The 26,342-nt window shown below is 56.9% G+C and carries 25 protein-coding genes; 17 read left to right on the forward strand and 8 right to left on the reverse strand.

The window, feature by feature from the left end; genetic code table 11:
* Window positions 1–131 precede the first annotated feature (131 nt).
* The 8 genes from BLV81_RS00400 (at window position 132) to BLV81_RS23840 (ending at window position 7,594) form a co-directional block, all read left to right on the forward strand.
* A complete protein-coding gene (locus tag BLV81_RS00400; RefSeq protein WP_092351302.1) occupies window positions 132–1,031 on the forward strand; it encodes a VOC family protein in 900 nt (299 codons plus the stop codon).
* Complete coding sequence (locus tag BLV81_RS00405) at window positions 1,024–1,872, forward strand: shikimate dehydrogenase family protein (RefSeq protein ID WP_092351304.1); 849 nt, start codon at window positions 1,024–1,026, stop codon at window positions 1,870–1,872. The genes BLV81_RS00400 and BLV81_RS00405 overlap by 8 nt, the downstream gene beginning before the upstream one ends.
* Window positions 1,869–2,756, forward strand: coding sequence for a sugar phosphate isomerase/epimerase family protein (locus BLV81_RS00410; protein WP_092351306.1), 888 nt, complete (start codon window positions 1,869–1,871; stop codon window positions 2,754–2,756). The genes BLV81_RS00405 and BLV81_RS00410 overlap by 4 nt, the downstream gene beginning before the upstream one ends.
* 82 nt (window positions 2,757–2,838) lie before the next feature.
* A complete protein-coding gene (gene aroQ, locus BLV81_RS00415) occupies window positions 2,839–3,312 on the forward strand; it encodes a type II 3-dehydroquinate dehydratase (RefSeq protein WP_092351308.1) in 474 nt (157 codons plus the stop codon).
* A 70-nt stretch (window positions 3,313–3,382) separates the two neighbouring features.
* Window positions 3,383–4,504 carry a porin gene (locus BLV81_RS00420; protein ID WP_092351310.1) on the forward strand — a complete coding sequence of 374 codons (1,122 nt, stop codon included), beginning with the start codon at window positions 3,383–3,385 and terminating at the stop codon, window positions 4,502–4,504.
* Between the two features lie 90 nt (window positions 4,505–4,594).
* A complete protein-coding gene (locus BLV81_RS00425; RefSeq protein ID WP_092351312.1) occupies window positions 4,595–5,959 on the forward strand; it encodes an MFS transporter in 1,365 nt (454 codons plus the stop codon).
* Window positions 5,960–5,989: 30 nt separating this feature from the next.
* The gene (gene shiA, locus BLV81_RS00430) at window positions 5,990–7,348 is read left to right on the forward strand and encodes a shikimate transporter (RefSeq protein WP_092351314.1); all 1,359 of its coding nucleotides are present in this window, start codon (window positions 5,990–5,992) and stop codon (window positions 7,346–7,348) included.
* A 78-nt stretch (window positions 7,349–7,426) separates the two neighbouring features.
* Window positions 7,427–7,594, forward strand: a complete 168-nt coding sequence (locus BLV81_RS23840; protein ID WP_176992684.1) for a hypothetical protein — start codon at window positions 7,427–7,429, stop codon at window positions 7,592–7,594.
* Between the two features lie 47 nt (window positions 7,595–7,641).
* Here BLV81_RS23840 and BLV81_RS00435 read toward each other — a convergent pair whose 3' ends face one another.
* Together BLV81_RS00435 and BLV81_RS00440 are read right to left on the reverse strand one after the other, a co-directional pair.
* Window positions 7,642–8,070 (reverse strand): hypothetical protein, encoded by a 429-nt coding sequence (locus BLV81_RS00435; RefSeq protein ID WP_092351316.1) that lies wholly within the window; start codon window positions 8,068–8,070, stop codon window positions 7,642–7,644.
* 59 nt (window positions 8,071–8,129) lie between these two features.
* The gene (locus BLV81_RS00440; RefSeq protein ID WP_092351318.1) at window positions 8,130–8,906 is read right to left on the reverse strand and encodes a COG4705 family protein; all 777 of its coding nucleotides are present in this window, start codon (window positions 8,904–8,906) and stop codon (window positions 8,130–8,132) included.
* Window positions 8,907–9,332: 426 nt separating this feature from the next.
* Here BLV81_RS00440 and BLV81_RS00445 point away from each other — a divergent pair, with 426 nt between their 5' ends.
* The 7 genes from BLV81_RS00445 (at window position 9,333) to acs (ending at window position 18,735) form a co-directional block, all read left to right on the forward strand.
* Window positions 9,333–10,364 (forward strand): beta-propeller fold lactonase family protein, encoded by a 1,032-nt coding sequence (locus BLV81_RS00445; RefSeq protein ID WP_255364835.1) that lies wholly within the window; start codon window positions 9,333–9,335, stop codon window positions 10,362–10,364.
* Complete coding sequence (locus tag BLV81_RS00450; protein ID WP_092351322.1) at window positions 10,361–10,909, forward strand: cytochrome b; 549 nt, start codon at window positions 10,361–10,363, stop codon at window positions 10,907–10,909. The genes BLV81_RS00445 and BLV81_RS00450 overlap by 4 nt, the downstream gene beginning before the upstream one ends.
* Window positions 10,910–11,300: 391 nt before the next feature.
* Window positions 11,301–12,434 carry a porin gene (locus tag BLV81_RS00455; RefSeq protein WP_176992685.1) on the forward strand — a complete coding sequence of 378 codons (1,134 nt, stop codon included), beginning with the start codon at window positions 11,301–11,303 and terminating at the stop codon, window positions 12,432–12,434.
* Window positions 12,435–12,790: 356 nt separating this feature from the next.
* Window positions 12,791–14,311 carry an aldehyde dehydrogenase gene (gene adh, locus BLV81_RS00460; protein WP_092351326.1) on the forward strand — a complete coding sequence of 507 codons (1,521 nt, stop codon included), beginning with the start codon at window positions 12,791–12,793 and terminating at the stop codon, window positions 14,309–14,311.
* Window positions 14,312–14,388: 77 nt separating this feature from the next.
* Window positions 14,389–14,754, forward strand: coding sequence for a DUF779 domain-containing protein (locus BLV81_RS00465; RefSeq protein WP_092351328.1), 366 nt, complete (start codon window positions 14,389–14,391; stop codon window positions 14,752–14,754).
* 103 nt (window positions 14,755–14,857) lie between these two features.
* Entirely contained in the window at window positions 14,858–16,573 is a 1,716-nt protein-coding gene (locus tag BLV81_RS00470) for a PQQ-dependent methanol/ethanol family dehydrogenase (protein WP_255364858.1), read from the forward strand.
* A 179-nt stretch (window positions 16,574–16,752) separates the two neighbouring features.
* Complete coding sequence (acs, locus tag BLV81_RS00475) at window positions 16,753–18,735, forward strand: acetate--CoA ligase (protein ID WP_092351331.1); 1,983 nt, start codon at window positions 16,753–16,755, stop codon at window positions 18,733–18,735.
* Between the two features lie 53 nt (window positions 18,736–18,788).
* On the opposite strand, the gene pqqE is transcribed toward acs, so the two are convergent.
* From pqqE to BLV81_RS00510, 6 genes are all read right to left on the reverse strand, one after another.
* The gene (gene pqqE, locus BLV81_RS00480; RefSeq protein WP_092351333.1) at window positions 18,789–19,946 is read right to left on the reverse strand and encodes a pyrroloquinoline quinone biosynthesis protein PqqE; all 1,158 of its coding nucleotides are present in this window, start codon (window positions 19,944–19,946) and stop codon (window positions 18,789–18,791) included.
* Window positions 19,924–20,187 (reverse strand): pyrroloquinoline quinone biosynthesis peptide chaperone PqqD, encoded by a 264-nt coding sequence (gene pqqD, locus BLV81_RS00485; protein ID WP_092351335.1) that lies wholly within the window; start codon window positions 20,185–20,187, stop codon window positions 19,924–19,926. Before pqqD ends, pqqE begins: the two co-directional genes overlap by 23 nt.
* Before the next feature lie 64 nt (window positions 20,188–20,251).
* Complete coding sequence (pqqC, locus tag BLV81_RS00490; protein ID WP_092351336.1) at window positions 20,252–20,962, reverse strand: pyrroloquinoline-quinone synthase PqqC; 711 nt, start codon at window positions 20,960–20,962, stop codon at window positions 20,252–20,254.
* On the reverse strand, window positions 20,959–21,876 hold the full coding sequence (pqqB, locus tag BLV81_RS00495; protein WP_092351338.1) for a pyrroloquinoline quinone biosynthesis protein PqqB: 918 nt from the start codon (window positions 21,874–21,876) through the stop codon (window positions 20,959–20,961). The genes pqqC and pqqB overlap by 4 nt, the downstream gene beginning before the upstream one ends.
* Window positions 21,877–21,981: 105 nt before the next feature.
* A complete protein-coding gene (gene pqqA / locus BLV81_RS00500; RefSeq protein ID WP_139217194.1) occupies window positions 21,982–22,056 on the reverse strand; it encodes a pyrroloquinoline quinone precursor peptide PqqA in 75 nt (24 codons plus the stop codon).
* Between the two features lie 606 nt (window positions 22,057–22,662).
* Window positions 22,663–24,570, reverse strand: a complete 1,908-nt coding sequence (locus BLV81_RS00510) for a sigma-54-dependent Fis family transcriptional regulator (RefSeq protein WP_092351737.1) — start codon at window positions 24,568–24,570, stop codon at window positions 22,663–22,665.
* A gap of 284 nt (window positions 24,571–24,854) precedes the next feature.
* On the opposite strand from BLV81_RS00510, the gene pedF reads away from it, so the two are divergent.
* Both pedF and BLV81_RS00520 read left to right on the forward strand, forming a co-directional pair.
* Window positions 24,855–25,325, forward strand: a complete 471-nt coding sequence (gene pedF / locus BLV81_RS00515) for a cytochrome c-550 PedF (protein ID WP_092351343.1) — start codon at window positions 24,855–24,857, stop codon at window positions 25,323–25,325.
* A gap of 87 nt (window positions 25,326–25,412) precedes the next feature.
* Window positions 25,413–26,252, forward strand: a complete 840-nt coding sequence (locus tag BLV81_RS00520; protein WP_176992686.1) for a substrate-binding periplasmic protein — start codon at window positions 25,413–25,415, stop codon at window positions 26,250–26,252.
* The last annotated feature ends 90 nt before the right edge of the window (window positions 26,253–26,342 follow it).

Here is a 26,342-nt window from a genome sequence, read left to right on the forward strand (position 1 = left end):
GCCAAATAACTCCAAGAATGCGCGTTAATCGCTCAATCTGCGCGATTAGCGCAATATTACACGTTTTCGGCACTGTTTTTCTCGATACGCCATTCCTATACTTGGCCTGACTACTTCAGCCAAGGATCAGCATGACTGCGCAAGAACACAATCCGGAACCGAATAATCCGCTCGGCATAGACGGCATTGAATTCATCGAATATGCCAGCGCCCAGCCGTTGGCGCTGGGGGCGTTGCTGGAGCAAATGGGATTTGTAGCGACTGCCCGCCATCGTTCGCGTGAGGTGACCTTGTACCGCCAGGGCACGATGAATGTGATCGTCAATGCCGATCCATCCTCTTTGCCGCAAGCCGGCAGCGAGCCGCAAGCGACGGTGATCAGCGCGCTTGCGTTGCGGGTACGTGATGCAGACGCCGCGTATCGCCATGCGATCGAGATGGGCGCCTGGGCGATCCAGACCCGCGCCGGAGTGATGGAACTGAATATCCCGGGCGTGCACGGGGTCGGCGATTCGATCCTGTACTTCGTCGATCGCTTTCGCGACTTCTCCATCTACGACGTCGACTTCAAACCGATCTTGAACGCGCCAGCCAACCCGCCAGCACTGGCCGGCATGCATTTTTTTGGCGTGGTGCAAACGATAGGGCGCGACCGTTCGCCGGAATGGATAGATTTTTACCAGCAGCTGATGGATTTCAGGCCGCTGCCGCAAGGCTGCTATTTCGGGGTTTTGCCAAAAGGGGTTTTGCTGGAAAGCCCTTGTCATGGCTTTTATCTGCAACTGGTAGAGCCGCCCGAGGGCGCCGCCGGCTTGCAGTGGGATGAACAATTGGTGCGCGTTGGACTGGGCGCGCCTGATGTGCTGGACGCTGTGCGGCAGCTGAAACAAAGAGGCATCGTGTTCATCGACCGCGAACCGGCGCAGGCCAGCGCAAAGGGCGCATTGACGCAGCTCTACAAAAGCGGCATCAGTTTCGAGCTGGTAGTTAGCCGCCAAGATATCAGCCGCCAGGAGCAGCAACATGCTTGAGATTTCCGGCAACACCCGTATTTTCCCGGTGATCGGCTGGCCGGTCGAGCAAGTCAAAGCGCCGGCCTTGTTCAATGCTTACTTCAAGCAACACAACATCGATGCCCGCGTGATTCCGCTCAAGATCGCGCCGGCTGGCTATATTTCCGCGGTGCGCATGCTAATGGCGGCAGAGAACGTGGGCGGCATCCTGGTGTCGATCCCGCACAAGCCGATGAGCGTGGACGCGGTAGACCAGCCGACTTCGCGCGCAGTACTGGCGGGCGCTTGCAATGCCATCTACAAAAGCCAGGATGGACAGACCCTGATCGGCGATCTGATCGATGGCGAAGGTTTCATCCGCGCCTTCGACCGCACCTGTGGCAGCACGCCATTCGACTGGCCACGCGCCAGGGCCTTGGTAGTCGGCAGCGGCGGCGTCGGCTGCGCGGTGGCTGCAGCGCTGGCGGCGCGTGGCATTGGCCATGTCGCCATTTACGATACGCGGCGGGAGCAAGCCGAAGCGCTGCGGCAGCGCCTGCTGAACATGTTCAGCGCCACCGAAGTGGTGATCGGAACGCCGTCTGCCGCGGGTTATGACCTGGTCGTCAATTCGACGCCGCTGGGCATGAGCGCGGACGATCCGCTGCCGCTGGACCTGAATTGCGTCGCGCCGTCTTGCATCGTCGCCGACTGCGGCATGAAGATAGAAATGACGCGGCTGCTGGTGGAAGCGCAGCGCCATGGCTGCCGTATCCAGAAGGGGCGCGAGATGATGATCGAACAAGCGCCGCTGTATCTGGAACTGTTCGGCTGGCCGGGGGTGTCGTCAGATGCTTTTCGCGTGCTGGAGGCGATATGAATCTGAGTAATTTCGGCATGGACAGCATTACCTTAGCCGGACCGCTGGAGTCGAAACTGAATGCCTCCAAGGCCGCCGGGTTTTCACAAATCATGTTGTGGGCCAAGGACCTGGCCGGCCATCCCGGCGGCCTGGAGCAGGCGGTGCACCTGGTCAAGGCCAGCGGGGTTCGCGTTACCGGCATCCAGGTCATGCGCGACTTCGAGGGACTGTCCGGCGCCTTGCATGAATACAAGCTCGACATCGCCAAGAACATGTTGCATGTGTGCCAGGCGGTCGGCGCACCGCTGCTGATGGTCTGTTCCAGCACCTCCAGCCAGGCTAGCGGCGAATTGCCCTTGATCGCGCGTCACCTGGCAAAGTTGGCGACGCTGGCGGTGCCGCTGGGCGTGCGCATCGGTTACGAAGCATTGTCGTGGGGCCGTCATGTCAACCAGTATACGCAATCGTGGGAAGCGGTAGAACTGGCCGACCACGCCAACCTGGGCGTGGTGCTCGATTCCTTTCACATGCTGGCGAATCAGGCCGATCTGGACGGTTTGCAAGATATTCCCAGCGACAAGATCGCGCTGGTGCAGTTATCCGATTTCATGTGGCGCGATATCCGCAGCGCCGAAGAGCGGCTGGAAACGGCGCGTCATCTGCGCGTGTTTCCAGGCGAGGGCGCGCACTCGAAAGAGCTGTCCGATTTGCTGCGCCGGCTGGATCGGGGCGGCTATCGCGGCGACTACAGCTTCGAAGTCTTCAATGACGATTATTTGCAGCTGTCGCCCGATATCGTGGCGCGCCGTGCTCATCGCGCCGCCAAGTGGGTGACCGATCAGGTCCTGCGACGCAGCCTGCAGCTGCGTCAATCCGGCGCCGGACACCCGACCATGGCTTAGCCGGCAGTAGTAAGCCTTACAAAAAACAATAGCTGCAAACAAAAAAATAAAGCAGCTTTAGCAAGGTTATCGAGGAGACAGCATGACCCCACACCCAAAATCCGTTCTGGTTCTGAACGGTCCGAACCTGAATCTGCTTGGCGGCCGCGAACCGGCTGTGTATGGCGGCCAGACCCTGGCCGGCGTTGAAGCGATCTGCCGCGACGCCTGCACGAAGCACAACTTCACGCTGGATTTCCGCCAGTCGAATCACGAAGGCGTATTGATCGACTGGATTCACGAAGCGGGGGCCAGCCAGGCGGCCGGCGCCTTGGCTGGCGTAGTGTTCAACGCCGGCGCCTATACCCATACCTCGATTGCCCTGCATGACGCCATCAAGGGCGCTGCCGTCCGCCTGGTCGAATTGCACATCTCGAACGTCCATGCACGGGAGCCGTTCCGCCATCACTCGTGGTTATCGCCGGTGGCCCAGGGAGTAATCGCCGGGTTCGGCATTCACGGCTATGCGCTGGCGATTACTGCAATCGCAACGCAATCGATAACAACGCGGCACTGAACATTGTCGCGGCAGCATTGATCATAAATATTTAATCATTAACCATAAAAACAAACCAAATGGAGATGTCATGAAGATAAATTTCGTCGCTGCCTGCAGCCTCGCCGCTTGTTCTGCTCTGGCGCAAGCCGAGCCCAACGTCACCTTGTATGGCGACGTCGACCAGTACCTGGGCTACATCCACAGTAGCAGCGGCACCAGCGTCATCGGTCTCAACGATGGCGCCATCTTGCGCAGCCGCCTTGGCTTGCGCGGCGTGGAAGAACTGGGCGGCGGCTACCAGACCAAATTCACGCTGGAGCAAGGTTTGAACGCCAACACCGGCGGTGCGGCGGATTCCAGCCGTCTGTTCGACCGCCAGGCATGGGTCGGCATGAATACGCCGGCAGGCGAATTTCGTATCGGGCGCCAGAACAGCATTCCATTCTTCATCGGCGGCGCTATCGATTACACCGAACGCACGACTTACGGTTCGGTCATCAATACCTTCGGCGTGCCGTCGCGCTACGACAATGATCTTTCCTACAAGTCGCCGCGTTTAGCCGGTTTTCAGCTTGACGTGCATTACGCGCTGACCGAAACCGCAGGTGAGGGTGTAGGCGCACGCGGCGTCTATCAACTCGGGCTGGACTACAGCAAGGGGCCGTATCGTGCAGGTTACGCCGGACTGTGGGCCAAGCCGGCGGCGAAGGCGCTCTATTCAGAACGGGTGGTTTATCACAACCTGTATGCGGATTACGACTATGGCAAGGGCAAGCTTTATCTTGCCTACGTACGCAGCAACAACGTGACAGCCAATGCCAGCGGCAACAACGCCACCGCCATCCTCAGCAACGTCAGCATCCCCGGCAATGCCTTCGCGGGAAATAATCCAGACGTGCTGCGCATGTACAACATTTACCAGATATCGGCCGACTATCGTCTCACCCCGCAATGGCGGATCGGCGCCTTGTATGGGGTGATGAAGGACACTTCGCACCGGGATTCAGGAGCGCAGGGCGGCAACCTCGGGGCTTACTACGATTTATCCAAGCGCACCACGCTCTACAGTTTCGCCAACTACATGAAGAACGACGCCAACGCCGGTTTCCGTTTCAGCGGTTCCGCCGGTCCTACCGCCAACCTGGCCGGAGCAGACATCAATGGCAAACGCCTGGTCGGCTTGCAAGCCGGCATCCTGCATCGATTTTAAGCGCGCTATTTAAATCGCACTCTGAAAGCTATGATGAAGAGAATTCGTTCTCTTCATCAAGAAAACCACCTATAGATCATCGAGGACGTTATGTCTACATCTACAGTATCGAAACAAATTCGGACGCCAGGCGCGACCAGCGCTGCCAATGCGGCGCCGCAGGCCGCCACTCGTTCACCGCGTAAAGCGGCGCTGGCCAGCTGGATCGGCAGCGCGGTCGAGTATTACGATTTTTTCATCTACGGCACTGCGGCCGCGCTGGTGTTCGGCAAGATATTTTTTCCATCGTTCGACCCGGTAGCGGCGACTGTAGCGGCTTTCGCCACGTTCGGCGTCGGTTATGTGACGCGGCCGATCGGTGCGGTGCTGCTGGGCCATATCGGCGACAGGTACGGGCGCAAGAAAGTGCTGACCTTTACTTTGTTGCTGATGGGGATATCCACCTTCACGGTCGGTTTGCTGCCAACTTACGGCCAGGTCGGTATCGCCGCCCCGATCATGCTGGTGATACTGCGCATGCTGCAAGGCGTGTCGGCGGCAGGAGAGCAGGCGGGCGCCAATTCGATGACGCTGGAACATGCGCCGCCGCATCGGCGCGCCTTTTTTACCAGCTTCACCCTGAGCGGAACCCAGGCCGGCCTGATTCTCGCCACCCTGGTTTTCCTGCCTATTTCAGCGCTGCCTGAAGAGCAGTTATTGTCCTGGGGCTGGCGCATTCCATTTTTCCTGAGCGCGATTGTGGTGTGGGTTGGCATCTGGGTGCGCCGCACCTTGCCCGAGACGCCTGCCTTCGAACAGGAAAAATCGCAGGCGCAGGGGGATAAACAAACCAAACTGCCGTTCATGGTGCTGCTGCGCGAGCATAAGAAGAGCCTGGCGCGTGTCATCTTTGCTGCCCAGATCTCGGTAGTGAGCACGATTTTCAGCGTGTTTACGCTGTCATACGCAGTCAACACCATCCATATTCCGCGTGCCACCATGCTGACCGTGCTGATATTGGCAAATGTGGTGGCGCTGGCGGCGATTCCGGCGTTTGCCGCACTGTCGGATCGCATCGGCCGCAAGCCTGTGTTCATCTTTGGCGGGCTGGCCTGTGCCGGTCTGATCTGGCCCTATCTGTGGAGCATCAGCCAGGCCAATATCCCGCTGATCTATGTTTTCGGCCTGCTTTTGTCCGGGGTTGTCTATAGCGCGGCGAATGGCGTCTGGCCATCCTTGTACGGCGAAATGTTCGATACCCGGGTGCGTCTGTCCGGCATGGCCATCGGTACCCAGATTGGGTTTGCCCTGGGCGGCTTCGCACCGACTATCAGTGCGGCGATCTTGAAACCTGGCGCGGACGGCTGGATGCCTGTAGCGATATTCGTCAGCGCTACCGCGATCATCTCCGCCATCTCCGCAGCCACGGCGCGCGAGACCTATCGCACGCCGATGCAAGAATTGGGAAAATCGTAAGCAGCATGAATTTGACATGTGGAGACAACAATGAAAACAATAATACTTACAAGCGAGCAGATGATTGCCAACCGCCGATCCCGCAAGGCGGCGTTCGGCAGCTTCGTCGGCGCAGTCGTCGACTGGTATGATTTTCTGCTTTACGGCATCATCGCCGCGCTGGTGTTCAACAGCCAGTTCTTCCCCAGCGTCAGCCCGACCATCGGCACGCTGGCCGCCTTCGCCACCTTCGGCGTCGGTTTTCTGTTCCGGCCGCTGGGCGGCATTGTGTTCGGCCATTTCGGCGACCGGCTTGGCAGAAAACGCATGCTGGTGATCACCGTAATGATGATGGGCGTGTCCACCGCATTGATCGGCTTGTTGCCTACCTACGCCAGCATCGGCTGGTATGCGCCGCTGGCGCTGGTGGTGCTGCGCGCCTTGCAGGGTTTTGCGGTCGGCGGCGAGTGGGGCGGAGCGGCGCTGATGGCGGTCGAAAGCGCGCCGGAAGGGAAGAAGGCGTTCTACAGCAGCGGTGTGCAGGTCGGTTATGGCGTCGGGCTGGTAATGGCAACCGGGATAGTTTCGATTCTCACCCACACGCTGGACAACGACGCCTTCATGGCGTGGGGCTGGCGCATTCCTTTCCTGATCAGCATCGTGCTGGTGCTGGTGGCGGCCTGGATCCGCTCGACCATGGAGGAATCGCAGGAATTTGTCGAGAAGGTCGGCGTCCATGGCGAGCATAAGGTGAAGATCCCGGTGCTGGCGGCGCTGCGCAATCATCCAGAGAGTTTCTTGCTGATCATTGCATTGCGCATGGCGGAGATGTTCACGATGTATATCGTCACCGCCTTTGCCTTGGCCTATTCAACCAAGAATCTGGGCATGTCGCGCGATCTGTTCCTGAATATCAGCCTGCTGGTGGGCGCCGTGAGTTGCGTCACGATTCCTGCTTTCGCGATGCTGGCCGACCGGATCGGCCTGAAGCGCGTGTATGTAACAGGGGCGGTGATCGGCCTGCTTTCGGCATTGCCGTTTTTCCTGGCAATGGAAGCCCGTTCAGTAGCCTGGATCGTGATCTTTTCCGTGCTGCTGGCCAATATTGCGCACGACATGGTGGTCAGCGTGCAGCAACCTTTGTTCACCGCGTTTTTCGGCGCGGAATACCGTTACAGCGGCGCCGGCGTCGGTTATCAGTTCGCCAGCGTGATCTGCGGCGGATTTACCCCTTTTATTGCTACCGCCTTGCTTGGCGTTGACGGTTCATGGCATGCCGTGGCGGCCTATCTGGCAGGCGGTTGCCTGCTGTCGGTAGTCGTTTCCTCGCGCATGACAATGGGAAAGTCGACGGTGCAAGCGTGTGCTGCTCCAGCCTACCAGCCGCCGCAGCAACCTGAATACCAATGACCTGCGATGCGGCGATGATTTCCTCAAATAGACAGTGTATTGGAATTATTTTGAATATGGATTTTTTGAGGGAATGGAATGATTAGTGCGCCAAAAAAAAAGGGCAAACCACACCAATTTGCAAGAAAGGGCGATTACCCCAAGCCGGTAGCGATATTCGTCAGCGCTGCCGCGATTAGCGCCGCTATCTCCGCAGCCACTGCGCGCGAAACCTATCGCACGCCGATGCATGCGCTCGGCAAATGATAAAAGAGACGAATCTGCGGCGCGGGCCGCACTTTTTCCGCACTTTTTCAGTTCTTGCCGCTCACCTGGTCAAAGGTCTTTATCAAATCGGCCAGCGACTGCTTGCAAGCTGCTGCATTCGGCGTGCTTGCCCGCAGCGCCTCCAAAGCACGGTCTATGGCTTTGTCGACCAAGTGCCAATCGGCTGCCGCGCGCGGCTTCAGGCCCGCTTCGGCCGAATCCCAAGATAACTCCAGGTCTTTGATGCGCTTTTTCGCCCCTGGCAGATCACCTTTGTCCACGACAGAGGCGACGTCAACAGCGATGGCACGGAAAGCAGTCAAATCCCCAAGCTTCGATGGCGTTGCTGCTTCGACTGAAGCTATCATGCCGACGGATGACGGCGCGGCATATCCAGCGATAAATACGACGGAGGCAAACATTACTGCAGAGAGAAGGCGGGTAATATTGCTTGAATTATTGTTGATTGAATTCATGACGTTTTCCTTTAAGAACAAATTGATAGTTGCATCCGGCCGGCTAAATTATTGAGCGATTATTGCGCAGTTTCCGTCTTGAAGACTGCATTGCGCTGCGCCGCCACAACCAGTCCGATGATCACCACGAGGAACAACACACTCGTCAATTGCGCGCCGAGACCGAGACCCCCGTACTTCTCAGACTGCGACAGCAAGTCGCCAAGCGCTGCACCCAGCGGCCTCGTGAGGATGTATGCGACCCAAAAGGTCAGCACCTTATTCGCGCCCAGACGGAATGCCGCCATTGTGATGGCAATCAGCAAGCCAAAGACCAGCACTCCCCATCGGAAACCCAGGCCCAAGGCCTCGGTGGCCAGGTCGCCCGCTGCGGTGCCGAGTGCAAAAGTGCACAAGATGGCGGCCCAATAGAACAGCTCTCGACGGCGCGTGAAAATCGCCTGGATGGAAAGCGTTCCCTCCCTTCGGTGCCACACCGCAAATATCCCGGCAAGAGCGGCAGCAAAAACTGTCGTACTGAGATAGAGGCTTACGCCCAGGCCATCGGTTAACGCATCGGTGATCTGGGTGCCCGCCACGCTGACCAGCACCACGGTCAACCAGTACATCCACGGAACGTAGCGCCGTGCGCGGAGCTGCACGAAAAGTGCAATCGCCAGTAACGTTGCCATCACGCTAGCGGTAACGATTTGGCCGAAACCTGCGTTAACAGCAAGATAGTCCGCGCCGGTTTCGCCGACCGTGGTCGACATGATCTTGACGATCCAAAAACCTAGCGTGACTTCAGGAACTTTGTTTAAGCAGTCAGATGCCATTCGATTTGCCAATTTATTCATGGCGCGCTCCAGTGGTTACGATGGGACAGACTATGAGCCTAAAAACTTAGGTCAGACATAGTTGCAGGAAACGAAAAAATTGGCGCCACGGTAGCTGTGGTTTTACGAGAGGACGGCTTCGCAAGACGAATATCGGAAATATGCCGGCGGCGACGTCTAAATGACGGCTTACCCGAACGCTGAGAGCTTGACGAAGTGTCTGATGATCGGTGCAGGACGTGGGCAACTGTACCAATCTGCATCAATTCGTTGTTTGAAATTGAAACACTTCGATATCAGCTCCCAATTGTAAGTGAAGTGCCAGTCAAGCAACCAGCACCTGACTCCTATGCGGGCATGTTGGGCATGCATATTGCGTCATATGAATCGTGGCACTCATGGACACCATCGCATCCCGCTCAACCCTATTCGATAGGCAGCTGCATTATGAAGAATAACTACTTTCCGCATATCTTCTCGAAGTCGTCATTTATCGGACCATGTGCCGACCCTGGAGACAAGTTTGCCAGCCTTGTCAAACGAATGGCCTTGGCCGGGGCATTGTCTGCGTTATGGCTGCCGTGTACGTCGAGCGCGCTGCCGTTTGCCTATGTTCCTAATGAAAAATCGGGCACGATTTCGATCATCGATTGCGCCGACGATAGCGTGGTGGGGCAAATCAAGGCCGGAACCAAGCCGCGCGGCGTGGCGGTCAGCAGCGATGGCAATACCTTGTATGTCAGCGACCAGCCGGCTAATGCCTTGCTGCTTATCGATCTGAAAAAAAGAGAGCAGATCGGCGCGATTCCTTTGGGGGAGTCGCCCGAGGGCGTCGATATTTCGCATGCCGGGGATTGGGTCGCCGCCGTCAGTGAAATCACGAACACGGTCAGTTTCATTTCTACCGCGACAAACAGGAAAGTGTTCAGCGTCAAGACCGAAGGCAAGAATCCTGAGCACGCTACCTTCAGTCCGGATGGAAAATGGCTATATGTCAGCGCCGAAGAAGCGGATTCAGTGGATATCGTCGATGTGGCGAAACGCCGGCAAGTCGCATCGGTCAAACTGGGGCTGCGCCCTCGTGGCGTCGCCTTCAGCCCGGACGGCAGCCAGGCCTACATTGCGGCGGAACTGGCAAGCATGGTGTATGCGGTAGATGTGGCCACGCAAAAGGTCGTAGCGGAAATCAAGCCGGGCAATTTTTCGAATGGCGTCACCATGTCGCCTGACGGTAGCCGCGTCTATATCTCTAACGGGAAGGATGGCACGGTGTCGGTGATAGACGCGGGTAGCAATACGGTGATTGCGACGATTGCGGTCGGGAAGCGTCCGTGGAACATGGCGATCACGCCTGACGGCAAGAAACTGTATGTCGCCAATGGCCGTTCCAATTCAGTGTCTGTCATCGATACTGTAAGCAACCGCGTCAGCAAGGAAATAGCGGTCGGCGAGCTGCCGTGGGGAGTGGCGATCAGATGAGCGCGCTGCCTGCCAGCGCTGACAAAGTGCGTTATGCATTGCCGGCGATCGCTTTGCACTGGCTGATTGCCTTGCTGATCATCGGCATGCTGTGCCTGGGTTATTACATGGCGGATATCCCCAAGAGTATTCCTGGCAGAGCAGTGTATTTCAATTTGCACAAATCCCTGGGCGTTCTGGCCGGTGCGCTGATCCTGCTGCGCCTGGGATGGCGCCTGGCGTATCCGCCGCCAGCGCCGCCGCGCGGTATCTCGCGCCCGATGGCAAGGGCTGCGCAATGGAGTCATGGCCTGCTCTACCTTTGCATGGTGCTGCAGCCGGCGACCGGCTATCTGTCGTCTTCCTTCAATAAATATGGCGTCAGGCTTTTCGGTTTGGCGTTACCGAAATGGGCCTGGGAAGACAAGCATTTGCGTGAGCTGTTCATGGCTTATCACCAGCTGATCGCTATCGCATTCATCGCGCTGATCGCGATTCATGTGCTGGCCGCGTGCAAACATGTGCTGATCGACCGCGACCGGATATTCGGGCGCATGCTGCCCTGATCGGCAATGGCGGCGCGGCGTCTGCGCCCGCGATGTACGCAAGCCCGGGGTCGTCAGGTCTAGCGATCAAGATTTGAACAGCGTGTGGCACAGATGATCCTGATTTGCACAGCTGACGTCCTATGCGATTGCCCCGCATCGCTGCCGTTCGAGATTTCTGCCGATTGAATCCGAAGCCGTCATTTGGATCAAATGCAGTTTCGGAAAACACGGCATTTCATCCCTGAAAGCGACGTCTTTCCAGTGGCGGCTGCGCTTTATGCGAATGCAGTTGCGGCCGCAAAAATTTCACACGGCAATACGAGAATTCCACAGGCATACATCTTGCCCATTGGCTGTTGCATCTGCATGTCGATGCTTAGAAAAAATCAACTATACAAAGGAGATCCAGGTGGGAAAAATACTGAATAAATCGCTGTGCACATTGCTGGCCTTCGGCGCCGCAGCCGGTGCAGCGCACGCACAATCGTCGGTGGCCGTCTACGGTGTGGTCGATGCGGGACTTGTGGCCGTCAATAAGCAAAATGCGCCATCAGGCGGTACCGGCAGCGTGTTCGCACTCAGCTCGGGCGGCGTCAGTCCCAGCATCTTCGGCTTCAAGGGCGCCGAAGATCTGGGCGGCGGATTGAAAGCCAATTTCGATCTTGAAGGCCATTTCTTTTCGAATTCCGGTGCCGGCAATCAATGGGGCGGTTTGTTCGGCCGCCAAGCCAATGTCGGTCTTTCCAACAGTTACGGCACGGTGACGCTGGGTAAGCAATATTCGCCTGCGGTGCTGGCATTTGCCGCCACCGATCCGCGCGGCTTGAAAGAGACTTTTTCCGGTTTGATTTCATGGGCGCTAACCCAGAATCCCTTGAATGCCGGTATTGCAACTGCACCCGCCAATACAAATGCCGTGATTGATGTTTTTGTCGCGAATGCGATCAGCCTCAGTACAAAAATTGCCGATGTCAATTTGAGCGCTTCCTACAGCCTTGGCGAAGTTGCCGGCAATAACTCGGGCAACAGCGTCATTGCGCTGGGTGCAACGTATACCGGCCCGATCACGCTGTCGGCCGCCTATCAATCCGATCGCGGGCAAGCAGCGGGGCTGACCGGTGGCAGCGGTGTACAAACCAGGAAATACAGTGTCGGTGCGGCATATTCGATAGGCGATGCAACGTTGACCGCCAATTACCTGAACAACAAGAACAGCGATCCGGCATCGGGTTCCAGCCTGGCGCAATACCATGTCTATGGTGCGGGCCTGAATTATCGTACGTCGGCCAGCAACACCGCGACGCTGGCGTATTACTACTCCAGCAATAAGGAGGGCGTCAGCGATACCTCCGGGACATGGATACTCAGCGACGATTATGCATTGTCCAAGCGTACCACCCTTTACGCGCTGCTCTCCGGCGTCAATGCAGGGAACGGCTACACCGCCGGCGCGGCCTTCGGCGTTGCCAACGACAACGCCTTTCTCGCCAGCGCAGGAAAGACAACAAGCGCTGTGCAATTGGGCATCAAACATGCATTTTGACGTACATGCCGATGCTATCTCGACTTGAGGTTTACCGATCTTGATGGCAGCGGGGCGGCCGGAAAGTCATATGTCCCGGCCGCCCCCCGTCACGCGTTCCGGAGCAACAGGTTTCAACAATTTGGAACAGTCGATTCAAGGAGTGTTCAAAAATAGGACAGTTGCAATCTGGCCAGCCGGAGTGTTCGTTCTGCAGTTAGCGGCTTCTTATCCGACAACCGGTGCTTCTCCTCTGCGGAATTGCGATTTTAGCGGCTGGCATGGCGATTGCTGAGTAGTCCTGTATCGGAGATGGCCTATCCGAAAATTTTGATTCAACAACACACGATTCAAGCACACATTAACCGGAGGATGACATGAATCTCGCAGACATTAGTAAACTAGGTGTCAAGAACCCGTTCAAGAAGCGTTACGATAATTTCATCGGCGGCAAGTTCGTGCCTCCGGTCAATGGCGCTTATTTCGAAAACGTGACACCGGTGACGGGGCAGGCATTTTGTGAAATCGCCCGCTCCTCGGCAGAAGATGTCGAACTGGCGCTGGATGCCGCGCACGCTGCCAAGACCAGCTGGGGCAAGACCTCGCCTGCCGAGCGCGCGAATATTCTCAACAAGATTGCCGACCGTATGGAAGCCAATCTGGAAACGCTGGCAATCGCCGAAACCATAGACAACGGCAAGCCGATCCGCGAAACGATGGCGGCGGATATCCCGCTGGCAATCGATCATTTCCGCTACTTTGCCGGCTGCATCCGGGCTCAGGAAGGCTCGGTAGCCACGATTGACGACCAGACCTACGCTTACCATTTCCATGAGCCTCTGGGCGTGGTCGGCCAGATTATCCCGTGGAATTTCCCTATCCTGATGGCCGTATGGAAGCTGGCGCCGGCATTGGCCGCAGGTAACTGTGTCGTACTGAAACCGGCCGAGCAAACACCGGCGTCGATTCTTGTGCTGGCGGAACTGATCGCCGATCTGTTGCCGCCAGGCGTGCTGAATATCGTCAACGGCTTCGGCCTGGAGGCAGGCAAGCCGCTCGCTTCCAGCAAGCGCATCGCCAAGATTGCCTTCACCGGAGAAACCGGCACCGGCCGCCTGATCATGCAGTATGCATCGCAAAACATCATTCCTGTGACACTGGAGCTGGGCGGAAAGTCGCCTAACATTTTCTTTGCCGATGTGATGGATCAAGACGATGCATTCTTCGACAAATGCCTCGAAGGTTTCGCCATGTTCGCGCTGAACCAAGGGGAAGTGTGTACCTGTCCGTCGCGGGTCCTGATCCAGGAATCGATCTACGACCGTTTCATCGAACGCGCAATCAAGCGTGTCGCCGCGATCAAGCAGGGCAACCCGCTCGACAATACGACGATGATCGGCGCCCAGGCTTCGCAAGAGCAGCTGGAAAAAATCCTGTCCTATATGGACATAGGCAAACAAGAAGGCGCGCAAGTCCTGATTGGCGGCGAACGCAACAATCTGACGGGCGACTTTGGCGGTGGTTACTATGTGCAGCCTACGATCTTCAAGGGCCACAACAAGATGCGCATCTTCCAGGAAGAGATTTTCGGCCCGGTAGTGTCTGTAACCACTTTCAAGGATGAAGAAGACGCGCTGGCAATTGCCAACGATACCTTGTACGGCCTGGGAGCCGGTTTGTGGACACGCGACGGCTCGCGCGCATTCCGTATGGGGCGCGGGATTCAAGCCGGCCGGGTATGGACCAATTGCTATCACCTGTATCCGGCGCATGCGGCGTTCGGCGGCTATAAGCAATCGGGCATAGGACGCGAAAACCACAAGATGATGCTCGATCACTATCAGCAAACCAAAAATCTTCTGGTCAGCTATAACCCCAACGCGATGGGCTTCTTTTAAGGGCGTATAGCGTTGGTGGGACGCGCCTGCCTCACGGCGGGCGCGTCGCAAATCTGAGTGAGCCCAGTGAGGAAAACATGACACAGCCAACCGTTCAGCGTGTGGTTGCGACCGCTGCTGCCGAAGAATTTATCAGCTTGCTGAGCGAGCGGCACGGACCAATGATGTTCTTCCAGTCAGGAGGATGCTGCGACGGCAGTTCACCCATGTGCTATGCGTTGGGCGAATTCGGTATCAGCGATACCGACGTGCTGCTCGGAACACTGTGCGGCCAACCCTTCTACATGGGAGCGGAGCAGTTCGAATATTGGAAACATACGCAACTGATCATCGATGTCGTGGCCGGAATGGGAGGAATGTTTTCTCTGGATAACGGATCGGGGAAACGATTCCTGACACGTTCGCGATTATTTTCCGATGAAGAATACATGCAGCTCGTATAGGCAGCAGCGCCTCCCGGGGTGGATGCCATAAATCGGTAGTGAATTAGTGTTTAAAAAAAAGGAGGATGACATGAAGAGAAATCTGATAGCAGCATTGCTTGGGATGATGGCGTACAGTGCGTTTTCTGCCCACGCGGCAGGGGTTACCGATGCAATGATTGCCAACGACGCGCAGGCGCCGGACAACGTTTTGTCCTGGGGCATGGGTACGCAAGGGCAACGCTTTTCGCCACTGACGCAAATCAATACGCGGACCGTGGGCAAGCTGGTTCCGGCCTGGTCCTTCTCGTTCGGCGGCGAAAAGCAGCGCGGACAGGAATCGCAACCGTTGATCTATAACGGCAAAATGTTCGTCACCGGCTCGTACTCCCGCATCTACGCGATCGACCTGAAAACCGGTGCCAAGCTGTGGAAATACGAACACCGGCTGCCGGACGGCATCATGCCTTGTTGCGACGTGGTCAACCGCGGTGCGGCGCTGTACGACAATCTGGTCATCTTCGGTACGCTGGACGCGCAACTGGTCGCGCTCGAACAGGATACCGGCAAGATCGTCTGGAAAGAAAAGGTGGATGACTATGCTGCCGGATATTCGATGTCTGCAGCACCGCTTATCGCCAACGGACTGCTGCTGACAGGCGTGTCCGGCGGCGAGTTCGGCGTGGTAGGCCGGGTCGAGGCGCGCAATCCCAAGACCGGGCAGCTGGTATGGAGCCGGCCGATGATCGAAGGCCACATGGGGTACAAGTACGACCAGGACGGCAAGGCCACGGAAAACGGCGTTACCGGCACGCTCAACAAGTCATGGCCCGGCGATTTGTGGAAAACCGGCGGCGGCGCCACATGGCTGGGCGGAACCTATGATCCGGCCACCAAACTGGCTTATTTCGGCACCGGCAATCCTGCGCCATGGAACAGCCATCTGCGTCCTGGCGACAATCTGTATTCTGCGTCGACAGTGGCGCTGGATGTCGATACCGGAAAAATCAAATGGAGTTATCAGACTACGCCGCACGACGGCTGGGATTACGACGGCGTCAATGAGTTCGTTACCTTCGACATGGATGGCAAGCGGATGGGCGGGAAAGCCGATCGCAACGGCTTTTTCTATGTGATCGACGCCAAAAACGGCAAGCTGGAAAACGCCTTTCCGTTCGTTAAGAAAATCACCTGGGCATCCAGCATCGATTTGAAAACAGGTCGTCCGAACTACATCGATAGCGGCCGCCCGGGCGACCCTACCAAGGGCGAAGAAGGCAAGAAGGGCGCGACCGTGTTTGCCGCACCTGCTTTCCTCGGCGCCAAGAACCAGATGCCGATGGCGTACAGCCCGCAAACCAAGCTGTTCTATGTGCCGGCCAATGAGTGGGGGATGGATATCTGGAATGAGCCGGTCAGCTACAAGAAAGGCGGAGCGTTTCTCGGTGCGGGCTTCACTATCCATCCGCTTAATGAAGACTACATCGGCGCCATGCGTGCGATCGATCCGAAGACCGGCAAGATCGTCTGGGAAATCAAGAATAGCGCGCCGTTATGGGGTGGTGTCATGACGACCGCGGGCGGCCTGGTGTTTTACGGCACGCCTGAAGGATTCCTGAAGGCGGTCGATGCCAAGACCGGCAAGGAACTCTGGAAATTCCAGACCGGTTCGGGCGTTGTAGCGCCGCCGGTCACCTGGAAAGACGGCGATACCCAGTATGTTGCGGTGACCTCCGGATGGGGCGGCGCAGTACCGTTGTGGGGTGGCGAAGTGGCGAAAAAGGTCAATTTCCTGGAGCAAGGCGGCTCGGTATGGGTGTTCAAGCTTGCTTCAAAGTGATGACGGCTGCCCGCCAGGCTGTTGCGGTATAGCGTCGGCTGCTCCGCTCCTCCCTGGGCAGTTTTGGCTGACGACTGCGGTCGTCAGTTTTTTTTGCTGGTCGCCATGGCGATTGCGTATTGCATATGCATGGCCACCGGCTCAGGCAGCAATCAAACACATGCAGGATAGAGATAGATATGGACGACATCACACTGTTAAAGCAAGCATCCAGGCAATTCCACCCTTCGGCGGAGTTTGTGAAAAACGCCGCGATCTCCGGCATGGATGCGTATCGCGCCCTCTGTGCAGAAGCCGAGCGCGACTATCAAGGCTTCTGGGCGCGGCTGGCGCGTGAAAACCTGATCTGGCAAAAACCGTTTACCAAAGCGCTGGATGAATCCGATGCGCCGTTTTACAGGTGGTTTGAAGACGGTCATCTGAATGTTTCCTACAATTGCCTGGACCGCCATCTTGTCAACGGCAATGCCGATAAAACGGCGATCATTTTCGAAGCGGATGGCGGCGAGGTGACCAGGGTCACTTATCGGGAATTGCATCAGAAGGTATGCAAATTGGCGAACGGCCTGAAAGCCTTAGGCGTAAACAAAGGCGACCGGGTTGTCATCTATATGCCTATGTCGATCGAAGGTATAGCCGCGATGCAAGCCTGCGCGCGCATAGGGGCGATTCATTCGGTCGTATTCGGGGGATTCTCGGCCAAGTCTTTGCAAGAGCGCATCATCGACGCCGGCGCTGTTGCCGTCATTACGTCGGACGAACAGGTACGCGGCGGCAAATCGTTGCCGCTGAAATCAATTGTCGACCAGGCGCTTGAGATGGGCGGCTGCGATGAGGTCAGGCACGTCATCGTCCATCGCCGCACGGGAAACATGACAGGACAGGTCGCCGGACGGGATCTGTGGCTTGCCGATTTGATGGCCGCTCAATCGGAGCTGTGCGAGCCGGAATGGGTGAGCGCCGAACATCCGCTCTTCATCCTCTATACATCGGGTTCGACCGGCACGCCCAAGGGTGTGCAACATGCAAGCGGCGGCTTTTTGCTATGGGCGATGCTGACGATGAAGTGGACATTCGACCTCAAGCCGTCCGACGTGTTTTGGTGTACCGCCGATATCGGGTGGGTGACCGGCCACAGCTATATTGCATACGGCCCGCTGGCGGCCGGTGCGACTGAAATCGTGTTTGAAGGTGTGCCGACTTATCCCGATGCAGGACGTTTCTGGCAAATGATAGAGAAACATAAGGCGACGATCTTTTATACTGCGCCAACGGCAATCCGCTCCCTGATAAAAGCCGCCGACAGCAATCCGGACGTGCATCCGCAGCAATATAATTTGACGAGCCTGCGGTTGTTAGGCTCGGTCGGCGAGCCGATCAATCCGGATGCCTGGCTTTGGTATTACAAGCATATCGGGCGCGAACAATGCCCGATCGTCGATACGTTTTGGCAGACCGAAACCGGCGGCCATATGATTAGCCCCTTGCCTGGTGCGACTGCCATGGTGCCCGGCTCGTGCACTTTGCCGCTGCCGGGCATCATGATCGGCGTGGTCGATGAAGCCGGCAGGGAGCTGCCTGACGGGCAAGGCGGCATCCTGGTTGTCAAGCGCCCGTGGCCGTCGATGATCCGTGACATCTGGGGTGATCCGCAGCGTTTCATCAAGAGCTATTTTCCGGAAGAGCTGGGCGGCAAGCTGTATCTGGCTGGCGACGGCGCAATCCGCGACGTCGATACCGGCTACTTTACGATTACCGGACGCATCGACGACGTATTGAATGTATCCGGCCACCGGATGGGAACGATGGAGATCGAATCGGCGCTGGTTGCCCATCCGCTGGTGGCGGAAGCAGCGGTAGTCGGCAAGCCGGATACGACGACGGGCGAGTCGATTTGTGCTTTCGTGGTCCTCAAGCGAGCGCGGCCTGCGGGTGCAGAGGCGCAGCTGATTGCGGCCGAACTGCGTAACTGGGTGGCAAAGGAAATCGGTCCGATCGCGAAACCGAAAGAATTGCGCTTCGGGGATAATCTGCCGAAAACCCGTTCCGGCAAAATCATGCGCCGCCTGTTGCGTCTGCTAGCCAAGGGAGAGGCCGTCACGCAGGATATCTCGACATTGGAGAATCCGGCCATTCTGGAACAATTGAAAGAGGTGAGCTGAGGGGGCCGCCGGCGCTGCCGGCGGCCGGGTATATTTTTTTGGCGAGGCCGGCGTCAACCCTTGTTCTCAAAGAAAAGACGCGAATTGGCGTCGGTCCGGAACAACACCGGTTTTTCCACAGATGCCGCATCGTCCCGCGACCTGGCGTGCAAGACGATCTTCTTTACTTCGTCGTGATGCGGCGACTTGCCGCACACCGGATCCGCGCCGGCCGCATCGCCGGTGAGCGCGTATGCCTGGCAACGGCAGCCGCCGAAATCCTTTTTCTTTTCGTCGCAACTACGGCAAGGTTCCTGCATCCAGTCGTCGCCGCGATAGCGGTTGAAGGCGTCGCTATGTTGCCAGATGTCGTGCAGGCTGTACTGCGTTACGTTCGGGAATTCCATGCCGGGCAATGATCTGGCCGCATGGCAAGGCAGGGCGGTGCCGTCGGCGCCAACCGCGAGAAAGACCGAACCCCAGCCGTTCATGCAGGCTTTTGGCCGTTCCTCGAAGTAATCCGGAACGACGAACAGGATCTTGACCCGGTTGCCGATCCGGGTGCGATAGTCGTTGACGATGGCTTCCGCCGTTTCGACCTGCTCGCGGGTCGGCAGGAGCTGCGCGCGGTTGACCAGGCCCCAGCCATAGTACTGCGTATTCGCCAGTTCCAGGTATTCGACCCCCATCTCGAGCGCCATATCGATGATGCGTGCGACATGATCGAGATTGTAGCGATGCAAGACGACGTTAAGCACCATGGGATAGTCGTAGGCCTTGATCATTTTGGCGACGCGCGACTTCAGGTCGAAAGTCTTGGTGCTGGACAGGAAATCGTTCATTTCCCTGGTCGAATCCTGGAACGACAGCTGGATGTGGTCAAGTCCCAGCTGCTTCATCCGGGCGATGCGGGTTTCCGTCAGGCCGATACCGGATGTGATCAGGTTGGTATAGTAGCCGAGCTTGCGGCCTTCCCCTATCAAGTCTTCGAGATCGTCGCGCAGCAAAGGCTCGCCGCCGGAAAATCCGAGTTGCGCGGCGCCCAGTTTGCGTGCCTGGCGCATCACGTCGATCCATTGCGCGCTGCTCAATTCCTTCCTGTTTTCTGCGTAGTTGAGCGGGTTGTAGCAAAACACGCAATGCAGCGGGCAACGGTACGTCAGTTCGGCCAGCAGCCAGAGCGGCGGCGCAGCGAGCTGATCGCCCTTTTCAGGAAATCCAGTTGCGTTCATTGGCAATCCGTAGGAAATCGTTGACATCTTCTTTTAATCCGGCGACTGAGAATGCGCGTTCCAGGTCGTGCGTGATTGCGTGGACGTCGCGCTCGCCGTTGCAGAGTTTGAGGATCTCGGCGGCGCTGCGATTCAGTTTCACCATGCCTTCGGGATAGAGCAGCACATAGTCGCTTTGCGCGTCCTCCCACTGCAGCCGAAACAGTCTGGATAATTTTGGTTTTTCTGGCGGGGCATTCATGATGGTTCCAATGTGAGAAATCAGAAATGAGTTAGAAATAAGTTGGCAATAAGTTGGCAATAAGTTAGCAATAAACCTTTTCGATCGCGTCCAACATGCTCCATAACACGTCGAGTTTGAATTGGAGTATTTCCAGCGCACGTTCCTGCTGCGCACGCGTGACGAAATGATCCAGTGTCACTTGCAGGCCATGTTCGACGTCGCGTTCGGCCAGCGAGATACGGCTGCGGAAATACTGCAAGCCGTCAGGTTCGATCCATGCATAATGCCGGGGCCAGTTGGCTAATCGATCCTTATGGATTTTCGGAGCGAACATTTCAGTCAGCGACGAGCAGACGGCCTCCTGCCATGGCGCACTGCGCGCGAAATTGACATAGGCATCGACTGCAAAGCGCACGCCGGGAGCGACGTGCTGCAATGACCACAGTTCATCGCCGGGAATGCCGGCTGCCATGGCGAGCCGCGCCCAGGCTTCGATACCGCCCGCATTATCTTCCCAGCCGTCGTGGTCGAGTATGCGTTGCACCCATTTGCGACGGGTTTCGCGCTCAGGGCAATTGGCAATGATGGCGGCATCTTTTTGCGGAATCTTGATTTGATAGTAGAAGCGGTTGGCGATCCATCCGCGTACCTGATCACGGCTGAGCGAGCCGTCGTTCATCTTGAGGTTGAACGGATGATGAATGTGATAGCCCGCTCCTTTGGCGCGCAGCTGCGCTTCGAATGCGGTGCGATCCCAGGCCGGCAGGATGTTGCTTTCCATTGCGTCTTTCATAGCGTGATTTCCATTCCGTCAAATGCGACTTCAATCCCATGCTGCGCAAGTGTCGCGCGCTCAGCGGAATTTTCGTCAAGGATAGGGTTGGTGTTGTTGATATGTATCAGCACCTTGCGCGTGTCGCGAATCGCGTCCAGCACTTCTATCATTCCGTCCTTGCCGGATTGCGGCAGGTGCCCCATGTCAGCGGCCATCTTTTTTGAAAAGCCCAGCTGTATCATTTCGTCGGCGCTCCAGAAGGTACCGTCCACCAGGATGCAATCGGCGCCGTGCATCGCCTTGAGGACGTGGGGCTCGATCTGGCCGAGGCCGGGCGCGTAAAAGACTTTTTTTCCGCTCTTCTTGTCCTCGATGATCAAGCCCAGATTGTCGCCAGGCTGCGGCATTTCCCGATGCGGCGAATAGGGGGGCGCCTTGCTTGAAAGGCTCAGCGGGGTGAAGCTGATATCCGCTATCTGCGGCAACTCCACCGGCGCGGCGTTGTGACTGGCGGCGAGCATATGCCATTGGACGCCGCAATAGTGCGACAGCACGTGGACCAGCGGCAGGCCGCCGGTCAGGTCGTCCCACACTGCGCTGGTGCAATAGAGCGGCAGCGGTTTCCCTTCCCGCAACATTAATAATCCGGTGACATGGTCAATCTGCGCGTCCATCAGCATCACTGCAGCGATGCCGGTATCGCGCTTGCCGCGCGCCGGCTGCAAAGCCGGATTGGCGCGGATTTGCGTCAAGATGTCTGGAGATGCATTGATCAATACCCAATCTCTGCCGTCGGATGACACGGCAATCGACGATTGCGTACGTGCGCGGGCGTTGATGCTGCCGTTGCGTGCGCCGTTGCAGTTACGGCAGTTGCAATTCCACTGCGGGAAGCCGCCGCCTGCTGCAGAACCTAATACGATGATTTTCATTGTGCCTTCGCTTAAGCCTTGAATGAAGCGCGGTAACCGTTTTGCGGTCGCCGCGCAATCCTCATGAATCAGAGGCGACGAATAATTAAGAATTAAAGCTGAGGATTAACGATTGGCGATATACATCGTGATTTCAAAGCCAAAACGCAGGTCGGAAAATTCAGGTTTGCTCCAGGTCATGATTGTCTCCATTCAATTAGAAAAATACCGGGTACGATTTGTGATTGCATGTCAGCATTGGCTATCGTGCTTCTTGATAACTGATGCAATCATGTCGATAAACGCAAGTTCCATGCCGAAGATTTTTCCTGAACCGTTGCATGGCGGCCCGGGCAGCAGTTGTCACGCGGGCATGTGCTGGACTGCTTCGATTTGCCGCGCCAGCGCGGAGCCTGCTTGCTGCCTTGTTGGCGCATAACCGGACCTCTGACCTGGTTTTTTCAATCGCTGCAGGCGCTGGCGCCGGAGACCTGGGTAGAACTGACAAATGGATGGACACGGGAGCAAAAGGACAATGTGCTCCAATTCCTGACAGCGTTGTTGCAGAATGGAACAGCGGAACAACAACGCGACGCCGCGACGGCGCTGACTATTTTGATCCATGGCACGCGTGACTGGATCTGCCCGCCGGAGAACGCATGCCGCAGGCAGAGTTAAGGTCGCAACGCATACCCCGCCAGATGCTGCGATAAAGGCCGCGTTGACGCAGGCAATCCGCGATATGGGATGGTTGGCCTGAACGGTAATTTCGGACCGATCGTCGGCGTCAACGACAGCGCCCGGAATTTATTTTTGGACGGGAAGTTTTCGGTAAATGGTGTTGCGCGATACGCCCAGTGCCTTGGCCGTGGCGGAGACATTGCCGCCATTGGACTCAAGCGCTTGCTGGATGACCGAGATTTCCATCTCCTCAAGATTGGCGCCGTTGGACACCCGCCAGTTTGTGTTTTCTTCAGGTTTCGGCGTGCGGAACAGTTCGATGTCTTCAAGGAAATCGTCCGGCAAATGCTGGCGCTGGATGATGTTTTCGCGGTCGGCCATGACGATCGCGGTGCGCAGCAGGTTCGTCAGCTGGCGGAAGTTGCCCGGCCAGTTGTGTTGCTTGAACAGTTGCATGATTTCTGGCGAGACCGTATAGGTTTTCCCCGCAGATTCCGCCAGCAGTATTTTTTCCACGACCGTTTCGATGTCGGTGCGCTCGCGTAGCGGCGGCAACCTGACCACCAGGCCATTGAGCCGATAGTAGAGATCTTCGCGAAATTCACCCTTGGCGATCATGTCGCGCAAATTGCGATTGGTCGCGCAAATGAGTTCGATATTCACAGGAATCGACTTGATGCTGCCCAGGGGCGTGACCATGCGTTCCTGCAGCACGCGCAGCAAACGGGCTTGCAGGCTAAACGGCATGTCGCCGATTTCGTCCAGGAAAAGCGTGCCGCCGTTACCTTGCAAAATCTTGCCGACGGCGCCTTTTTTGCGGGCGCCGGTAAAGGCGCCGTCCTCGTAGCCGAATAATTCCGACTCGATCAGCGTTTCCGGGATCGACGCGCAGTTGACGGCCACGAAAGGGCCGTTGGCGCGTGGCGAATCATTGTGTATCGCTTGCGCCAGCAACTCCTTGCCAGTGCCTGTTTCGCCCATGACCAGGATCGGGATGTCGCGCCCCAATACCTTGTTGACCTTGTCGATCAATGCGGCGACCTGCGGGTCTCCGGTGTTCAGATAGCGCAGGCCGGACAGGCGCCTGGCGTTCTGGTTCGTGGCATGGGAAGACGGGGAACCCAGGTTGCTGCCTTTGACGCCATCTCTGGCTCCATCGTCATTGTAGCGGACCAGCTCGGCTGATTGCTGGAATATGCTGTTGGTGGAATTCAATTCAGCGCGTCCGTATACGCGAACGCCGCTGGGCATGCAAAGATTGAGCAGGCCTGGCATCGCCGTGCGGTAGTGGTCGAACAAGGCCGAGATGGGCAGGCCGAACAGGGAGCTGAAGGTGTGCGATTGCAGTGCCGAGAGCGACAAGCCAAGCTGGAACAAGCCGGTCTTGTTTGCGGAAAGAAAACTGCCGCTGGGCGAGAACGAAGCGATGCCTTCCATCAGTGTGCCGATGAATTCCGGCCTGGTGTTGAAGTGCAAGGTGATCGAATGCTGGAATGCGCTTGAAAACAAGTGATTTTCTATCATCTGCGCAGACATGCGCACCAGCGCCATCGTGTGCTTGTGAAAGCTGGATTGATCGCCTGTCACGTCCAGCACGCCGATCACATTGCCCTGATGATCGGAAATTGGCGCTGCGGAACAGGTCAGGAAATGATTGGCTTGCAGATAATGTTCATTCGCGTGGATTTGCACCGCTTGGTTCTCGGCGATTGCAGTGCCGATCGCATTGGTTCCCTTGCTCGCTTCGGACCAGACGACACCGGGCTTGAGCGCAACCCGATTGGCTTTTTCCAGGAAATCGTCATCGCCCAGGGTATGCACGATCAAGCCGTTGACATCGGTCAGTATGACCATGTTGTGCGTATTGATGATTTGTTCGTACAGCGTTTCCATTACCGGCAACGCATGTGCATGCAGGATGCGGTTCTGTTCCAGCAATAGAGAAAGGTCGGTCCGCGCGATGGGACTGAAATCCGGCTTTTCCGTTTCGGACAAACCGTAGGCGATCGAACGTTGACGGGATTCTTCTATCATCATATGCGCATCGCATGCAGAAAACGTGCCACTGCCTGCGGCGGTCGTAGCTATCCCCTTGGACGAACTTTTATCTGCTTCTTTCGTTGTCAATCGTGACATGACTTGTCTCCTGCTGAACTCCTGCTGAATCTGCTGGTGTTCCTTTTTATATTTTGCATTGTTGATTAATGTAGCACCTGTTCAGTTATGTGACAGAAAAATTGTGTTGCATGTGGAATTTCCGCTGGCACGGCGTTTGCTGAACTCTCCTCATTCTTTTAAAAAACTGTTGAGGAGACTGTATGAAAACCATCCGCACCATCATTTCAGCGTGCGCTTTGCTGGCTGCTGCATCCATGCCCCTGACGGCGTCAGCGCATGGCGACGTAACCCCCCAGGCTATCGACACCAAAACCTTGCCGGCACTCGGCGCCGAATGGCGAGACGAGAATCCTTACCGGGACCAGAAAGAGGCGATCAAGATCGGCACTTCGGGTTACGCGGAAAACTGCGCGCGCTGCCATGGATTGCAGGCGCAATCCGGCGGCATCGCTCCCGACCTGCGTTTGTTGGATCGCGATTGCGCCGACCTGAAAGGGGATGTCAAAAAACAAGTTTGCTACAAGGAAACTGATAAATATTTCCTGACATCCATCCGGCACGGGAAGGTGCGCAACGGCGCGGTCTACATGCCGCCGTTCGAAGGCATCCTGAATCAGGAAGCGATGTGGTCTATCAAGGCTTACCTTGAGACTGTGCGCGCGATTAAATAATTGAAGCGGCCGCGCCGCTGGCTGAGATCTGGCTGGCGCGATCATCCGGCCGATGACTGCCGATACCAAACACTGGAGCGCCGCACCATGACCAAGATTTCTTACAGAGCCTGTATCGCGTTACTGGCGCTCGTTTGCCTGTTCCTGGGCATGAGTCCGCCGGTAAGAGCCGGGGAGGATTTTTCAAAAATAAAGCAGTCGGGAATATTGAAGGTGGCGGTGTACAAGGAGTTCGCGCCATTTTCGGCAGGCGGCGGCGGGATCGACATCGATCTGGCCGAAGCGCTGGCGAAAAAAACCGGATTGAAGCTGAGTCTGCTGCCGTTCCCGGCCGGCGACGATCTCGACGAAGATTTGCGCAATATGGTGTGGAAAGGCCATTATCTCGGCTACGGTCCGGCCGATGTGATGCTGCATGTGCCGGTGGACCCGCGCCTGATGAAACAGAATGACAAGGTAGAAATTTTCGCGCCGTATCATCGCGAGCTCGTACGCCTGGTCACGGACGTGCGCAAGGTAGCGCGATTCGAGGATCTGGATTCGATCACCGGGAAAAAGATAGGCGTGGAAAAAGTGTCGATAAGCGCGGTCGTGCTGCTGGGCGCGGAAGACGGGAAATTCCGGGATGACGTAAAAATCTACCCGACCGCAACGGCAGCGCTGGAGCAGCTGAAAGCAGGCGAGCTGGATGGCGTTGTTGCCAGCCTGTCTGAAATCGAATCGGTGTTGAGAGGCGATCCGAATTATCGGATCAGTGAAGTCATGTTTCAGCGCTTGCCGCCCAAAGGCTGGGTGCTTGGCATGGCGGTGAAGAAGAGCGACCCGGAGCTTGTCAAATTATTGCAAGACGCGACGAATGCGTTGGCGGCATCCGGCGAGATGGCGGCAATCTTTGCCAAACATGGCGTGAAGCTGCTCACGCCCTGATATTGCCGCTGTTCTGATAGCACAAACAGAAAAAATCAAATAATGAGACACGCTGTTGCTGGCTTGCTGCCGGGGCTTCCCTCCAGGCGC

It is taken from the genome of Collimonas sp. OK242, assembly GCF_900107095.1.
Taxonomy (GTDB): Bacteria; Pseudomonadota; Gammaproteobacteria; order Burkholderiales; family Burkholderiaceae_D; genus Collimonas.

Excerpts from the sequence above, each read along its gene's own strand:
- pqqE (WP_092351333.1), bottom strand. The coding sequence starts at position 19,946 with ATGAACGCAACTGGATTTCCTGAAAAGGGCGATCAGCTCGCTGCGCCG.
- aroQ (WP_092351308.1), top strand. The coding sequence starts at position 2,839 with ATGACCCCACACCCAAAATCCGTTCTGGTTCTGAACGGTCCGAACCTG.
- BLV81_RS00445 (WP_255364835.1), top strand. The coding sequence starts at position 9,333 with ATGAAGAATAACTACTTTCCGCATATCTTCTCGAAGTCGTCATTTATC.
- shiA (WP_092351314.1), top strand. The coding sequence starts at position 5,990 with ATGAAAACAATAATACTTACAAGCGAGCAGATGATTGCCAACCGCCGA.
- BLV81_RS00425 (WP_092351312.1), top strand. The coding sequence starts at position 4,595 with ATGTCTACATCTACAGTATCGAAACAAATTCGGACGCCAGGCGCGACC.
- pqqD (WP_092351335.1), bottom strand. The coding sequence starts at position 20,187 with ATGAATGCCCCGCCAGAAAAACCAAAATTATCCAGACTGTTTCGGCTG.
- BLV81_RS00450 (WP_092351322.1), top strand. The coding sequence starts at position 10,361 with ATGAGCGCGCTGCCTGCCAGCGCTGACAAAGTGCGTTATGCATTGCCG.
- BLV81_RS00400 (WP_092351302.1), top strand. The coding sequence starts at position 132 with ATGACTGCGCAAGAACACAATCCGGAACCGAATAATCCGCTCGGCATA.
- BLV81_RS00420 (WP_092351310.1), top strand. The coding sequence starts at position 3,383 with ATGAAGATAAATTTCGTCGCTGCCTGCAGCCTCGCCGCTTGTTCTGCT.
- BLV81_RS00465 (WP_092351328.1), top strand. The coding sequence starts at position 14,389 with ATGACACAGCCAACCGTTCAGCGTGTGGTTGCGACCGCTGCTGCCGAA.
- BLV81_RS23840 (WP_176992684.1), top strand. The coding sequence starts at position 7,427 with ATGATTAGTGCGCCAAAAAAAAAGGGCAAACCACACCAATTTGCAAGA.
- pedF (WP_092351343.1), top strand. The coding sequence starts at position 24,855 with ATGAAAACCATCCGCACCATCATTTCAGCGTGCGCTTTGCTGGCTGCT.
- acs (WP_092351331.1), top strand. The coding sequence starts at position 16,753 with ATGGACGACATCACACTGTTAAAGCAAGCATCCAGGCAATTCCACCCT.
- BLV81_RS00405 (WP_092351304.1), top strand. The coding sequence starts at position 1,024 with ATGCTTGAGATTTCCGGCAACACCCGTATTTTCCCGGTGATCGGCTGG.
- BLV81_RS00470 (WP_255364858.1), top strand. The coding sequence starts at position 14,858 with ATGATGGCGTACAGTGCGTTTTCTGCCCACGCGGCAGGGGTTACCGAT.
- adh (WP_092351326.1), top strand. The coding sequence starts at position 12,791 with ATGAATCTCGCAGACATTAGTAAACTAGGTGTCAAGAACCCGTTCAAG.
- BLV81_RS00520 (WP_176992686.1), top strand. The coding sequence starts at position 25,413 with ATGACCAAGATTTCTTACAGAGCCTGTATCGCGTTACTGGCGCTCGTT.
- BLV81_RS00410 (WP_092351306.1), top strand. The coding sequence starts at position 1,869 with ATGAATCTGAGTAATTTCGGCATGGACAGCATTACCTTAGCCGGACCG.
- pqqB (WP_092351338.1), bottom strand. The coding sequence starts at position 21,876 with ATGAAAATCATCGTATTAGGTTCTGCAGCAGGCGGCGGCTTCCCGCAG.
- BLV81_RS00440 (WP_092351318.1), bottom strand. The coding sequence starts at position 8,906 with ATGAATAAATTGGCAAATCGAATGGCATCTGACTGCTTAAACAAAGTT.
- pqqC (WP_092351336.1), bottom strand. The coding sequence starts at position 20,962 with ATGAAAGACGCAATGGAAAGCAACATCCTGCCGGCCTGGGATCGCACC.
- BLV81_RS00510 (WP_092351737.1), bottom strand. The coding sequence starts at position 24,570 with ATGATAGAAGAATCCCGTCAACGTTCGATCGCCTACGGTTTGTCCGAA.
- BLV81_RS00435 (WP_092351316.1), bottom strand. The coding sequence starts at position 8,070 with ATGAATTCAATCAACAATAATTCAAGCAATATTACCCGCCTTCTCTCT.